The 12,763-nt window shown below is 63.5% G+C and carries 11 protein-coding genes; 1 reads left to right on the top strand and 10 read right to left on the bottom strand.

The features are described from left to right. The first annotated feature begins 34 nt into the window (after positions 1-34). Entirely contained in the window at positions 35-511 is a 477-nt protein-coding gene (locus tag Q9451_RS26660; RefSeq protein WP_012270540.1) for a PA2169 family four-helix-bundle protein, read from the top strand. Here the strand turns inward: Q9451_RS26660 and Q9451_RS26655 are convergent. From Q9451_RS26655 to Q9451_RS26610, 10 genes are all read right to left on the bottom strand, one after another. Next, positions 508-1,998, bottom strand: a complete 1,491-nt coding sequence (locus Q9451_RS26655; protein ID WP_345960809.1) for a sensor domain-containing diguanylate cyclase — start codon at positions 1,996-1,998, stop codon at positions 508-510. The two genes, Q9451_RS26660 and Q9451_RS26655, sit on opposite strands and share 4 nt — an antisense overlap. Positions 1,999-2,232: 234 nt before the next feature. Then, the gene (locus tag Q9451_RS26650; protein ID WP_012270542.1) at positions 2,233-3,567 is read right to left on the bottom strand and encodes an OprD family porin; all 1,335 of its coding nucleotides are present in this window, start codon (positions 3,565-3,567) and stop codon (positions 2,233-2,235) included. 205 nt (positions 3,568-3,772) lie between these two features. Then, a complete protein-coding gene (locus tag Q9451_RS26645) occupies positions 3,773-3,997 on the bottom strand; it encodes a hypothetical protein (RefSeq protein ID WP_012270543.1) in 225 nt (74 codons plus the stop codon). Positions 3,998-4,153: 156 nt separating this feature from the next. Next, complete coding sequence (locus Q9451_RS26640) at positions 4,154-5,551, bottom strand: heavy metal sensor histidine kinase (RefSeq protein ID WP_012270544.1); 1,398 nt, start codon at positions 5,549-5,551, stop codon at positions 4,154-4,156. Further along, positions 5,526-6,200, bottom strand: coding sequence for a heavy metal response regulator transcription factor (locus Q9451_RS26635; protein WP_012270545.1), 675 nt, complete (start codon positions 6,198-6,200; stop codon positions 5,526-5,528). Before Q9451_RS26635 ends, Q9451_RS26640 begins: the two co-directional genes overlap by 26 nt. Before the next feature lie 9 nt (positions 6,201-6,209). Then, on the bottom strand, positions 6,210-9,302 hold the full coding sequence (locus Q9451_RS26630; RefSeq protein ID WP_012270546.1) for a multidrug efflux RND transporter permease subunit: 3,093 nt from the start codon (positions 9,300-9,302) through the stop codon (positions 6,210-6,212). Next, on the bottom strand, positions 9,299-10,462 hold the full coding sequence (locus tag Q9451_RS26625; RefSeq protein WP_012270547.1) for an efflux RND transporter periplasmic adaptor subunit: 1,164 nt from the start codon (positions 10,460-10,462) through the stop codon (positions 9,299-9,301). Before Q9451_RS26625 ends, Q9451_RS26630 begins: the two co-directional genes overlap by 4 nt. A gap of 268 nt (positions 10,463-10,730) precedes the next feature. Continuing rightward, a complete protein-coding gene (locus Q9451_RS26620) occupies positions 10,731-11,465 on the bottom strand; it encodes a YkgJ family cysteine cluster protein (protein ID WP_012270548.1) in 735 nt (244 codons plus the stop codon). Next, entirely contained in the window at positions 11,462-11,773 is a 312-nt protein-coding gene (locus Q9451_RS26615) for a hypothetical protein (protein WP_012270549.1), read from the bottom strand. Before Q9451_RS26615 ends, Q9451_RS26620 begins: the two co-directional genes overlap by 4 nt. Before the next feature lie 88 nt (positions 11,774-11,861). Further along, entirely contained in the window at positions 11,862-12,761 is a 900-nt protein-coding gene (locus Q9451_RS26610) for a chemotaxis protein (protein ID WP_012270550.1), read from the bottom strand. Between the last annotated feature and the right edge of the window lie 2 nt (positions 12,762-12,763).

Here is a 12,763-nt window from a genome sequence, read left to right as displayed (position 1 = left end):
TGTAGATGACTATCACCTGCCAAGGAGTTCGACCATGAGCAACCCCAACAAAGACGTGATTGACGTGCTCAACGACCTGATCGAGTACAGCAAGGATGGCGAGAAGGGCTTCAAGGCCTCGGCCGATGATGTGAAGAACGCCGAGCTGAAAGCGTTCTTCGTCCAGCGTGCCAGCGAGTGCGCCAACGCGGCCGGTGAACTGCAGAGCGAAGTGCGCCGCCTGGGCGGCGACCCGGAAACCTCCACCAGCATCAGCGGCGACCTGCACCGCGGCTGGGTCAACCTCAAGTCGATGGTTACTGGCAAGGACGAAGAAGCGGTGCTGAACGAAGTGGAGCGCGGTGAAGACCACGCCCTCAAAGCCTACAAGGAAGCCCGCGAAAAACTGGTGAAGCTGGGCCGCACTGCCAGCGACACGACCTACAGCCTGGTGGAAAAACAGCTGCAAGGCGTGCAGCGCAACCATGACCAGGTCAAAGCCCTGCGCGACTCCGCCCGCGCCCGTTCCTAATCGGCCGGGCTCTCTACCCGGTTGCGGCCTTTGGCTTTGGCCCGGTAGAGCGCTTCATCCGCGGCACCCAGCACCCTGCTCAGGTCATGCTGGGTGCCGGACAGGCCGATGCCAATGCTCACCGTAACCGCGTGGGCATCATCGGCAAACGGCGCCAGCGCCTCGACGCTCGCACGGATGCGTTCAGCCAGCAGCTGCGCACCGGCCAGGTCGGTTTCTGGCAGCACTACCTGAAACTCCTCCCCTCCATAGCGCGCAGCCAGGTCCGCCGGGCGACGGATACAAGCCTCGATAGTCTTGGCCACTTCGCGCAGGGCGTGGTCGCCACCGGCGTGGCCATGGCGTTGGTTGAATGCCTTGAAATGGTCCACATCGACCATCAGCACCGCCAGTGGCTTGCGGTTACGTTGGGCGCGCGCCCATTCCTGGCGCAACACCAGATCCAGTCGGCGGCGGTTGGCCAGGCCCGTCAGGCTGTCAGTGGCCGCCAGCGTGGCCAAGCCTTCTTCGGCTTCGTGGCGGCGGCGCAATTCACGACCCAGCAGCAGCGTCAGCCAGAGAATGCCGACGCACAGCACCCCGGTGGCGACGCTGACCAGAATCGCGGTGCGGCGCCAGGATTCAAACACCTCGTCGGCCGAGTGCACCACCAACACGATCAGGGGCAATTGCGCGACACGGGCGAAGGTATACATGCGCGGTTTGCCGCTGCCGCCGGAGCGGGCGGTGAAGCTGCCGCTGCGTTCACTGAGGATGCGCTTGAAGTTGGGCCGTTCGGCGTAGTTGCTGCCGATCAGCGGGTCGTGCACGCGGGAGGGCTGGCGGGCGAGCAACTGCCCGTCGGTATTGAACAGGTTGATGCTGCTGTCATCCCCGATGTCCAGGCGCTGGAACAGTTCACTGAAGTACGACAGGCGCAGCGCACCCGCCGCCAACCCGGCGAACTCGCCATTGGGGCCGGAGATACGCCGGCTGAAACTGATGCACCAGTCCAGGTCGCCGAGCTTGGCCTTGAACGGCGGGCCTACCAGCAGGCCGAGGTTGGCATTGTGCTGGTGAGCCTTGAACACCCCGGTGTCGCCGAAGTTGGCCTTGCGCGGCACGCTGCTGGTGGAATCGCCGACGACGTTGCCTTGTTTGTCCAGCCACAGCACGTCACCGCGCTTGCGGTCGACGAACGCTTCATTGAACAGCAGGCGCTGGCGCAGTGGGCCAGGAGTTTGCGCCAGGTCCTTGCGCCCGACGGCCCAGATCAGGCCTTGCAGCGACTGGTCGTACAGTTCGGCGTTGCGCAGGATGTCGCTTTCGATCAGCTGGACGATGTTGTTCGACGCGCGCACCGCCGACAGCTCGACGCTGTCGCGCTCGCGGGCCAGCAGGTAGCTGACGATAGCCACGATGGCGAGCACGGCAAGGCAACTGCCCAGGTTGAGGATCAGTTCGGGGTGCGACCTGTAGACTGGGAAACGCGGGGATTGGGTGGGCATGCTCGCTACTGCGTGGGCAGGGCCATTCGCGGCGGCAATATTCTAGGGAAGCAGAGATTGTCGGACAAGATTTGTCCGACGGAATCACGCAGAGCTGTATTTCGGCTTCACGCCGAACCCTGTGGGAGCGGGTTTACCCGCGAAGAATCCACCGCGGTGCTTGGCACCGGCTTCGCCGGTGTTCGCGGGTGAACCCGCTCCCACAGAGTCATATGTATTGTTTACAAACGGCGATCAGAACACGTTAAGCGGGTAATCCACGATCACGCGTACTTCGTCGTTGTCGCTGTTGCTGTCGATCGACGCATAACCCTGGCTGCCACGGTGGGTGGCGTAGCGCACCAGTACCGACAGGTCCTTCAGGTCACCCGCCTGGAACACGTACTTCACGTCCAGGTCGCGTTCCCAGTGCATGGCGTTCTTGCCATCTTCCCGGTAGTAGTCGTAATGCGTGGTGTCCTGGGTGGCCTTGGTCAGGTCGGCTTCACCGCGCGAGTACGACAGCGAAGTGGTCAGGCCTGGCACGCCGACACCGGCGAAGTCATAGTCGTACTGCAGCTTCCACGAGCGCTCGTTCGGCGCGTTGAAGTCCGAGTACATGCGCGAGTTGTCCAGGTACACGCTGTCGCCCAGGTTGATGTAGTCGAACGGCGTGTTGCCGTTCACGCGCTGGTAGGCGGCGGTGATGCTGTGGAACCCGGCGTTGACGGTGAAGTGCACGCTGTAGGTGTTGTTGTCGATCTTGCCCAGCAGGGCCTGGCCGGTGTCCTGGGTGTGGTAGAAGTGCACGCCCGGGTTCAGGCTGACCAGGTCATTGACCACGTAGGTGTAGTCGAAGTCAGCGTAGTACTGGTTCCAGATGTCCTTCAGCTCGGCGGCGTACAGGTTGGCGGTGATGTTCTCGGTACCGCTCCACGATGCGCCGGCCCAGTTCAGGTGCTTGCTCTTGTCGTGCTCGTCCAGCGACCCGTAGTAGGTGTCGATGCGGCGGTGGCCGCTCTGGTTGTAGGGGTGGGTGAAGCTCACCTGGCCGCCTTCGAGCAGCAGGCCGTCGATGCTGGTGTTGGTCAGGCTCACACCACGGAAGGTTTGCGGCAGCATGCGGGTTTCGCCGCCGGCGATCACCGGGTTGGTGAGGAACAGGTCACCAGCTTTCAGTTCGGTGTCGAAGGCCTTGAGCTTGACCGCAGCGCCAGCCGTGGAGAACGAGTGCGGGGCAGCCCCCAGTTCGCCGTCGTCCTTGATGTGCTCAGGCAGGATGCTGGTGCCGGCATGGCCGCCACCGCCGTCGAGCTTCAGGCCCAACATGGCATGGGCGTCCAGGCCAAAGCCGATGACACCGGGGGTGTAACCCGACTCGAAGCGCGCAACCGCGCCCTGGCCCCATTCGCGGGTGTCGCGCACGCCAGCGTTGTGGTTGTCGCGGTTGAAGTAGGCATTACGAAAATGCAGGTTGAAGGACGACCCTTCGATGAAGCCATCAGCCTTGTCTTCATCTGCCTGGGCGGCGAAAGGGATCGTTGCAGTCAACGCAATGAAAAGCGGGGTAAAACGAAACGCGGAAGGCACCGGTACTAGCTCCTTTGGTCTGACGGTGGGGCAGTTTTTATTTTTGAATGTGCGTCTTTTTTATAGGGTGACGTTACAGCCGGGCTGAGAGTTAAAGCACATAAAAAAAGCCGCTGATTGGCAGCGGCTTTAAAAGGCTAACATATCGGCACCGGTGGTGCCCATGGCGTAGCCAAGGGAAAACGGGAGCAGTGACAGCGCGTGATCAGCTGTCGGCATTGGCATCGACAGAAACTTTGGAAGCTGTCTGTTTTGCGTCTTTGGCGGCGTCTGCCTTATTTGCGGCTACCGCGTCGCGGGCCTCTTGATGGACAGCGGCGAACTCAGCATTACGGGCGACGAAAGCCTGGGATTCTTCGGCCATGGCCAGGGGCGACAACAACAGGGAAGACAGGACGAAGACGCTGGCAATACCCATACTGTTGGACATTTGAAACTACCTTCTTGCGGTGCAAGTGCTAATGAGGACGGGGGTAAAGTTAGCCCTTTCAATGCACTTGAAACAGAGCGAAGTGCGATAAGCACTGTTGCGCAAAAGGTAACGATTCATGAGAAAGCAATAGTACTTTCGCCGCAAACCCCCGTCCTAGACGCGGTCCCTGTGGGTGGGTAACTGGATACCGAAGGTATTGGCCCCCGCTGCACTGCGTACAAACACCTCCCCACCATGCATCAGCGCGATCGCCTTGACGATCGCCAAGCCCAACCCATGGTTGCCACCACCACTGTTGCTGCGTGCAGCATCCACCCGGTAGAAACGTTCGAACAGTAACGGCAGGTGCTCATCATCAATTGCCGGCCCCGGGTTACTCACGGCAATGCTGACCTGTTCCGGCCGGGCATCGATCCGCACCTGGATCACCTGGTGTGGTGCGGTGTGCTGCACGGCGTTGTTCAGCAGGTTGATCAGCGCCCGGCGCAGCTGGGCTTTTTCAATCGGCGCCTGGGCGTCGCCGGTCACGCTCACGCTGACCTGCGCGTCTTCGAGGATGTAATCCAGGTAGTCGAGGGTGGTCGCTACTTCCTCGGCCAGCGAGGCCTGGGTCAGGGCGGTGGCCTTGCTGCCTTGATCGGCGCTGGCCAGGAACAGCATGTCGTTGATGATGCTGCGCAGGCGCTCCAGCTCTTCCAGGTTCGATTGCAGCACTTCGAAGTAGTGCTCGGCGCTGCGGCCACGGGTCAGCGCCACCTGGGTCTGACCGATCAGGTTGGTCAGCGGCGAACGCAGTTCGTGGGCTACGTCGGCGTTGAACGCTTCCAGCCGCGAATAGGCCTGGCTGACGCGGTCGAGCGCAGCGTTGAAGGCGCCGGCAAACTGCGCCAGCTCCGGGGCCAGCGCGTGGGTCTGCAAGCGCCCGTCCAGGCGAGGTGGCGCCAGTGCCTGGGCCTCGTTGGACAACGCCAGCAGCGGCCGCAGGCCAATGCGCGCCACCCAGTAGCCCAGCACTGAAGCCAGCAGCACGCCAAGCACGGCCAGCCCGACAATCGCCACCAGCAGGCTGTGCTGTGCCTGCCAGAAGGTTTCGGTGTCAATGCCGATCAGAAAACGCAACGCCGGCCGCTCGCCCAGCGCCGGCAGTTCGCTGACCAGTACTTTGTATGGGTAGGGCCGGTCAGGCAGACGCAAGTCGCGCATGCCTTGCGGCCCTTCGGCGAAGGCACGCACCAGCTCGCTGGGGTGGCCGTATTCATAGGCCGGGTTGCTGCTGACCACCCAGAAGCGAATGCGCTTGTCCTCTTCGCTAAGCAGGTTGAGCTTGTTGTTGATCTTGGCCCAGTGGTCGGGTGTGCCATAGCGGTTGAGGGTGGATTCGAGCACGCTGAAGCGCGCATCCAGCTCCGCCTGTGGCAGCAAGTCGAGGCTGCGATCGACCTGGCGGTACAGCGCCGAGCCGATCAGCACGAACACACCCAGCGCCACCAGGATGAACAACGCCGACAGGCGCAGCGCGATGGAGTTACCCCGCACGGTTTTCCAGGACATAGCCCATGCCTCGGATGGTGTGCAGCAACTTGTTGTCGAAAGGCCCGTCGAGTTTCGCGCGCAGGCGCTTGATTGCCACTTCCACGACGTTGGCATCGCTGTCGAAGTTGATGTCCCAGACCAGCTCGGCAATCGCCGTCTTCGACAGGATTTCACCCTGCCGCCGGGCCAGCACGCTCAATAACGAGAACTCCTTGGCCGTCAGATCCAGGCGTTGACCGGCGCGAGTGGCCTTGCGCGCCATCAGGTCGATCCACAGGTCTGCCACCTGCACCTGCAGCGGTTCGTGGCTGCTGCTGCGCCGGGTCAGGGCCTGCAGGCGGGCGACCAGTTCGAGGAACGAGAACGGCTTGCCCAGGTAATCGTCAGCGCCCTCACGCAGCCCATGGATGCGGTCTTCGACACGCTCGCGGGCGGTCAGCATGATCACCGGCGTTTGCTTGCGAGCGCGCAAGGCGCGCAGCACGCCATAACCGTCCAGGCCTGGCAGCATCACATCCAGCACGATTACCGCGTAGTCACCCTCCAAGGCCAGGTGCAGGCCATCGATGCCGTCCCGCGCCAGGTCCACGGTAAAGCCCTGTTCGCTCAGGCCGCGATGCAGGTAGTCGGCGGTTTTTTCTTCGTCTTCGATGATCAGCACACGCATGGTCTTGTCCTAACTGGCACTTGGCGCTGCCGTTCGGGCAGCCTGGCGGCGGTGGAACAGGCGCTCCAGGGCCAAGTATATGACCGGGGTGGTGAACAGCGTCAGCGCCTGGCTCACCAGCAGGCCGCCGACCACCGCAATGCCCAGCGGTTGGCGCAGCTCGGCCCCAGTACCAAAACCGAACATCAGCGGCACGGCGCCGAGCAAGGCTGCCAGGGTGGTCATGATGATCGGCCGGAAGCGCGTCAGGCACGCCTGGTGAATCGCCTGTTCAGGTGTCAGGCCGTGATGGCGCTGCGCTTCGAGGGCGAAGTCGATCAGCAGGATGCCGTTTTTCTTGACGATACCGATCAGCAGCACCACACCAATCAGCCCCATGATGCTGAAGTCCTGGCCCATGGCCCACAGCAAAATCAGCGCACCCAGGCCGGCCGAGGGCAGGGTGGAGATGATCGTCAGCGGGTGGACGAAGCTTTCGTACAGCACACCGAGAATGATGTACACCGCCACCAGTGCCGCCAGAATCAGCCACGGCTGGCTCGACAGCGAGCTTTGAAATGCCTGCGCCGCGCCCTGGAAGTTGCCGCTGATCGAGTCCGGCATGCCCAGTTCGCGCTGGGTGCGATCAAGGATGCTCACCGCATCGCCCAGGGCCACGCCGGGCGCCAGGTTGAACGACAGGTTGGCGGCCGGGAACAGGCCATCGTGGCTGATCGACAGCGGGCCGGTGCTGGGTGGCGCCACGTGGGCCACGGCCGACAGTGGCACCATTTGGTTGGTCAGCGGCGAGCGCAGGTAGAAGTAGTTGAGGCTTTCGGCCTTGCCGCGCTGGCGCGCGTCCAGTTCCAGGATCACCTTGTACTGGTTGGTCTCGGTCTGGAATTCGCTGATCTGCCGCTGGCCGAAGGCGTCGTACAGGGCCTGGTCGACGTCGGTGGTGGTCAGGCCGAAACGTGCTGCGGCCTGGCGGTCGATATCGATGCGGGTGACACTGGCGCCCAACTGCAGGTCATTGGACAAGTCGCGGAACGCCGGGTTTTCCCGCAGGCGGTCGGTCAGGCGCTGGGTCCACAGGTTAAGCGCGTCGCCATCGTTGCTCTTGAGCACATACTGGTACTGGGTGCGCGAGGGCCCGGAGCTGAGGTTGATGTCCTGACCGGCGCGCATGTACAGCACGATGCCCGGTACCTGGGCCAGCTTGGGCCGCAGCCGGTCGATCAGTTCGCTGGCCGAGACATCGCGTTCGCCGCGCGGCTTGAGGGCGATCCAGAAGCGGCCGTTGGCGATGGTCTGGTTGCTGCCGGTAACGCCCACCGAATGGGAGAACGCACGCACCGCAGGGTCTGCGCCGATGATTTTGGCCAGTGCCTGGTGCTTCTCGATCATCGACGGGTATGACACATCCGCCGCCGCTTCGCTGGTGCCCAGGATGAAGCCGGTGTCCTGCAGGGGGAAGAAGCCCTTGGGGATGCCCACGTAACCTGCCACCGCCAGCGCCAGGGTCACACCGAATACACCGAGGGTCAGGCGCTGGTGGGCGAGGGCCCGGTTCAAGCCTTTTTCATACCACTTGACCAGGCGCTCGCCAAACCCACCCTTGTGCTCGCCGGGCGGGCGGCGCATGAACAGTGCGCACAGGGTTGGCGCCAAGGTCAACGAGACCACCACCGAAATCAAAATGGTGGCGGTGGCAGTGAGGGCGAATTCCTTGAACAGCCTGCCGACCACACCGCCCATGAACAGCAGCGGGATGAACGCGGCAATCAGCGAGAAACTGATCGACACCACGGTAAAGCCGATTTCCCCAGCGCCCTTGAGCGCCGCCGTGCGGCTGTCGTCGCCGGCCTCCAGGTGGCGATGGATGTTCTCCACCACCACGATGGCATCATCCACCACGAAGCCCACCGAGATGACGATGGCCACCAGGGTGAGGTTGTTCAGGCTGAAACCCAGTACGTACATCAGCGCGCAGCTGGCGATCAGCGATACACCGAGCACGCTGGACACCACCATTGTCGCCGACCACTGGCGCAGGAACAGCGCCATGACCCCGATCACCAGGGCCACTGCGATCATCAGGGTCAGTTCCACTTCGTGCAGCGAGGCGCGGATGGTCTGGGTGCGGTCCTGCAGCACCGACACCTCGACCGAGGCCGGCAGCATCTCTTGCAGCTTGGGCAGGGCGGCCAGTACCCGGTCCACGGTATCGACGATGTTGGCCCCAGGCTGGCGGAAGATCACCAGGTTCAGCCCCGGCTGGTCGCCGGACCAGGCTTTGACATAGGCGTTTTCGGCGCCGTTGATCACCTTGGCCACGTCCTTCAGGTGCACGGGGGCGCCGTCGCGGTACGAGACGATCAGTTGCGCGTAGTCCTCGGGGTGGAACAGCTGGTCGTTGGCGGCGATGGTCGACACGCTGTGCTCGCCGTAGAGCGCGCCCTTGGCCAGGTTCAGGCTGGTTTGCTGGATGGCCTGGCGCAGGTCGGCCAGGGTCAGGCCGATGGCGGCCAGTTTTTCGGGCTGCGCCTGCACGCGGATGGCCGGGCGTAATTGGCCGGTGATGTTGATCAGGCCCACCCCTTCGATCTGGCTCAGTTGGCGGGCCAGCAGGGTTTCGGCGTAGTCGCTGAGGTCGTTGCCGGGCATTTGGTCGGAACTGACCGTCATTACCAGCACCGGGCTGTCGGCTGGGTTGACCTTGCGCCAGGTCGGCGGGTTGGGCAGGTCTTGCGGCAGGCGCGCAGTGGCGGTGTTGATCGCTGCCTGTACTTCCTGGGCGGCAGTGTCGATGTTCTTGTCCAGGGTGAACTGCAAGATCAGGGTGGTCGAGCCCAGCGCACTGCTGCTGGTCATCTGGGTCATGCCGGGGATGGCGCTGAACTGCACTTCCAGGGGCGTGGCGACCGACGAGGCCATGGTTTCCGGGCTGGCGCCGGGCAGTTGGGCCGTGACCTGGATGGTCGGGAAGTCTGCCTCGGGCAGTGGCGCCACCGGCAGGCGCGGGAAGGCGATGGCCCCCAGCAGCACCAGGGCGAAGGTCAGCAGCAAGGTGGCGATGGGATGGTCGATGCACCAGGCCGAAACACCGTTGCGCGTGTTCATGGCTGGCTCCGGCGATCCGCCATTTCCGACGGCACGGGGGCGTCATGGGTGATCTCGACCCGTGAGCCCGGCTTGAGCCGCGACTGGCCATCGAGCACCAGGCGCTCGCCCGGCTTGACCCCGGCTATGATGTTCAGCCCGCTGTCCTGGTACAGCACCTTGACCGGCACGCTGGTGACCTTGTCGCCGTCCAGGCGGTAGACGAAGTGCCCGTCGACGCCGCGTTGCACCACGGGCGGCGGCACCACCAGGGCGTTTTCTTCCACAGCTGTGCGCAGGCGAATGGTGACCAACTGGCCTGGCCACAGGCGGCCGTCCTTGTTGTCGAACTCGGCTTTTACCCGCACGGTGCCGGTGGTGGCGGAAATCTGGTTGTCGATCAGTGCCAGATGGCCTTCGCCGAGCAGGCTGCGTTCGCCATCGGCGTCCATATAGGCCTGCACCAGCGCCGGGGTTGGCGCCTTCAGCAGGCTCTGCAGGGTTGGCAGCATTTGCTGTGGCAGGGCGAATTCGACGGCGATCGGGTCGATCTGGGTGACGCTGAACAGCCCTTGGGTATCGCTGGTGCGCACCAGGTTGCCAGGGTCGACGTTGCGGATGCCGACGCGCCCGGTGACCGGCGAGCGGATCTGCGTGTAGGAGAGTTGCACCTCGGCGTTGGCGATGGCGGCCTGGTTGCCCTTGACCGTGGCCTGCAACTGGTTGACCAGCGCCTGTTGCTGGTCAAGGGTCTGCTTGGACACGCCGTCATCGCTGCTGAGCAGGCGGTAGCGCTTGAGGTCGACGCCGGCCACCTGGATCTGAGCCTGGCTTTGGCCGAGCTGGGCGCGGGCCTGGTCGAGGCTGGCGCGGATGCTGCGATCATCGAGGGTGGCGAGCAGGTCGCCCTCCTTGACCCACTGACCTTCCTTGACCAGCACTTGCGTGAGTATCCCCTCGACTTGCGGCCTGACCTCGACGCTGTGCAACGACAGCACCGAGCCGATGGCGCTGGCATAGCGCGGCACGTCTTGCTGGGCAACGCTGACAACGCGCACAGGGATGGCGGTTTGTGCGCGGGCGGCCGGTTCGGGTTGGCGCTGGCCGAACCAGATGCCCGCTACCACCAGGACCAGAAGCGCCAAGGCGGCGAGGATGACTGAGCGGGACGGACGTCGCATCGGTGCGGGCACCTTGACCAGGTAGGAGGGAACGGTTGTCGGTATTCAATCTTATAGCCCCCCAACCGGGTCGGCAGCGTGACCGCTGGCTGACAGCGCTGTCAGTTTCGCCTGCCGCAGAATACGATTCCGTGTAGGAGCGGCCTTGTGTCGCGATCGGGCCGCGAAGCGGCCCCGGCAATCTATGGGGTAACGCTGAAATCCGGGGGCTGCTTCGCAGCCCGATCGCGACACAAGGCCGCTCCTACAAGGGGGGCGTGCGTCTTGGCTAGAAACCGATAAAGGCGTAGTACAGCGGGGTTTCGTTGGTCGTGCGCAAACCAAGCCCCTGCAAGCTCCCCGCCAGCGCTTCATCCTGCACATGCAAGGTCCACTGCGCGGCGTCATCTCCCTGCACCTGCGCCAGGGCCGTGGCAAACGCCCCCATGTCTGGCAGGTACGCGGTAAACCCATTGCCCTTGAGCGCACTGGTCGTCATGCCCAGTGCCTGGCACACCGCCACCTTGATGGCAATGTCGTCGCGGTCGGCCTGGCGCGAGGCTTGTACCAGCGCCTTTAGCTCGGCGTCGACCAACTGCGTGCCATGGATCAGCTCCGGGCCCTGTTGCCAGGCCTCCGGCGGGCAGTCCTTGGTGTCCGGGCGTAGCGGAATATGGGGGTTGATTTCCACCGGATAGATGCGACAGACCAGCGGGCGCTGGTCATAGATGGTGCACAGGTCGTTGTCGTCGAGGTTGCGGCAACGCCCAGGGTTGAATGCGGCAAAGGTCACCGAAACGCGTGCCTCGCCGTCGCCGCACTGCACCGGATGGGAACGGCGCAGCACATGATCACGCTGCTCCAGCGGCATACCGGGGCCGTCGGTCACGAAGGCCTCGATCAGCACGATCACCTGGCCTGCATCCTGCGCCCAGCGGCGCGCTTCGGCCAGGGTCAAAGGTACATGGTGCCCGGTGCAGCATTTGCCGCAGCCGGTACAGCCGAAACGCAAGCTGTCGGTCACTTGGCTTCCGGGCTCCATTCGCTGACGAAGGCACGCTGGTGCTGGCGGTCGTATAGGCACAGTTCGGTGCCGGTGCGCTTCTGCATGTGCTTTTGCGGGTACACGCCTTCAATGAGCAGGGCACTCATGCCCACCTGGTCATCGAACTCGGCGGGCTTGCCGCGGGCGTGGGCGTCCTTGAACTGGCTGGCGGCCAAGCAGGCTTTTAGCATCTGCTGGCGCTGCTCGTTCCAGGCCTGGCTGCTTGAGGCCTGGGCAATACCGCTGAAGAGGGCACAGCTGATCAGGATGGCGCTGAAAAACTTCATACGTGATTCCGGCAATTTTCTTGCGAAGGGCGCAAATTATGCCCGACTCACCCCCGACGGCAAGCCGGGGAGATTGTCTCTGAATATATCAGTGCTCGGCGAATACCACGGTACGCGCGGCCACCACCAGACAATCGGTCAGTTCCGGTGAAGAGAACTTGGTAAGGATGGCATTGGCCCCGGCCTGGGTCGCCTTTTCGCTGCTCATGGCACTGTCCAGCGAGGTGTGCAGCAGCACGTACAGGTGCTGGAAGTCGGGTGTTTCACGCAGGGTACGGGTGAAGGCGTAGCCGTCCATTTCGCTCATTTCGATATCGGAGACGATGATGTTGATCTCCTGCGCGGTGCCCTGCAGCTCCAGCAGCACGTTGATGGCATCCTTGGCGCTGCGTGCGGTGTGGCACTCTATGCCCAGGTTGCGAAGGGTGTGCACCGACTGCTGCAGGGCCACCTGGCTGTCGTCCACCACCAGGATGTTGGCGGCGGCCAGCAGGCTTGCGTCTTCTTCGCTCAAGGTGCCGTGCGCAGGCTCCGCCACGGGCGGGGCGATGGCGTGAATGACCTTCTCGATGTCCAGCACCTGCACCAGGGTGTTGTCGACGCGGGTCACGCCGGTGATGAACGAGCGGTTGCCCGAGGCATAGGGTGGCGGTTTGATGTCGGTGCTCAGGCAATGCACGATGCGGCTGACCGCCTGCACATGCAGGCCCTGGCGCGAGCGGCTGATCTCGGTGACGATCAGGCAGCCACCCTGCGGGTCGGCCAGTGGTTGTTCACCGATGGCGCGGGACAGGTCGATGACCGACAGCGAATGGCCGCGCAGGGTTGCCACACCTTTCACATGGGGGTGCGACTCGGGCAGCTTGGTCAGAGACGGGCAGGGAATGATCTCGCTGACCTTGAGCAGGTTGATTGCCATCAGCTTGCCGCTGCGCAGGGTGAACAGCAGCAGGGACAGCGAGTCCGCGCGGGCATTTTGCGTGGCCATGG

The organism is Pseudomonas sp. NY8896 (assembly GCF_039634505.1).
The sequence above is the reverse complement of the archived record's forward strand: the minus strand, read 5'-3'. Positions and strand labels throughout refer to the sequence as shown.

Coding starts and splice junctions, on each gene's coding strand:
- Q9451_RS26640 (WP_012270544.1), bottom strand. CDS start 5,551: ATGTCCTGGAAAACCGTGCGGGGTAACTCCATCGCGCTGCGCCTGTCG.
- Q9451_RS26635 (WP_012270545.1), bottom strand. CDS start 6,200: ATGCGTGTGCTGATCATCGAAGACGAAGAAAAAACCGCCGACTACCTG.
- Q9451_RS26610 (WP_012270550.1), bottom strand. CDS start 12,761: ATGGCCACGCAAAATGCCCGCGCGGACTCGCTGTCCCTGCTGCTGTTC.
- Q9451_RS26615 (WP_012270549.1), bottom strand. CDS start 11,773: ATGAAGTTTTTCAGCGCCATCCTGATCAGCTGTGCCCTCTTCAGCGGT.
- Q9451_RS26655 (WP_345960809.1), bottom strand. CDS start 1,998: ATGCCCACCCAATCCCCGCGTTTCCCAGTCTACAGGTCGCACCCCGAA.
- Q9451_RS26625 (WP_012270547.1), bottom strand. CDS start 10,462: ATGCGACGTCCGTCCCGCTCAGTCATCCTCGCCGCCTTGGCGCTTCTG.
- Q9451_RS26660 (WP_012270540.1), top strand. CDS start 35: ATGAGCAACCCCAACAAAGACGTGATTGACGTGCTCAACGACCTGATC.
- Q9451_RS26630 (WP_012270546.1), bottom strand. CDS start 9,302: ATGAACACGCGCAACGGTGTTTCGGCCTGGTGCATCGACCATCCCATC.
- Q9451_RS26645 (WP_012270543.1), bottom strand. CDS start 3,997: ATGTCCAACAGTATGGGTATTGCCAGCGTCTTCGTCCTGTCTTCCCTG.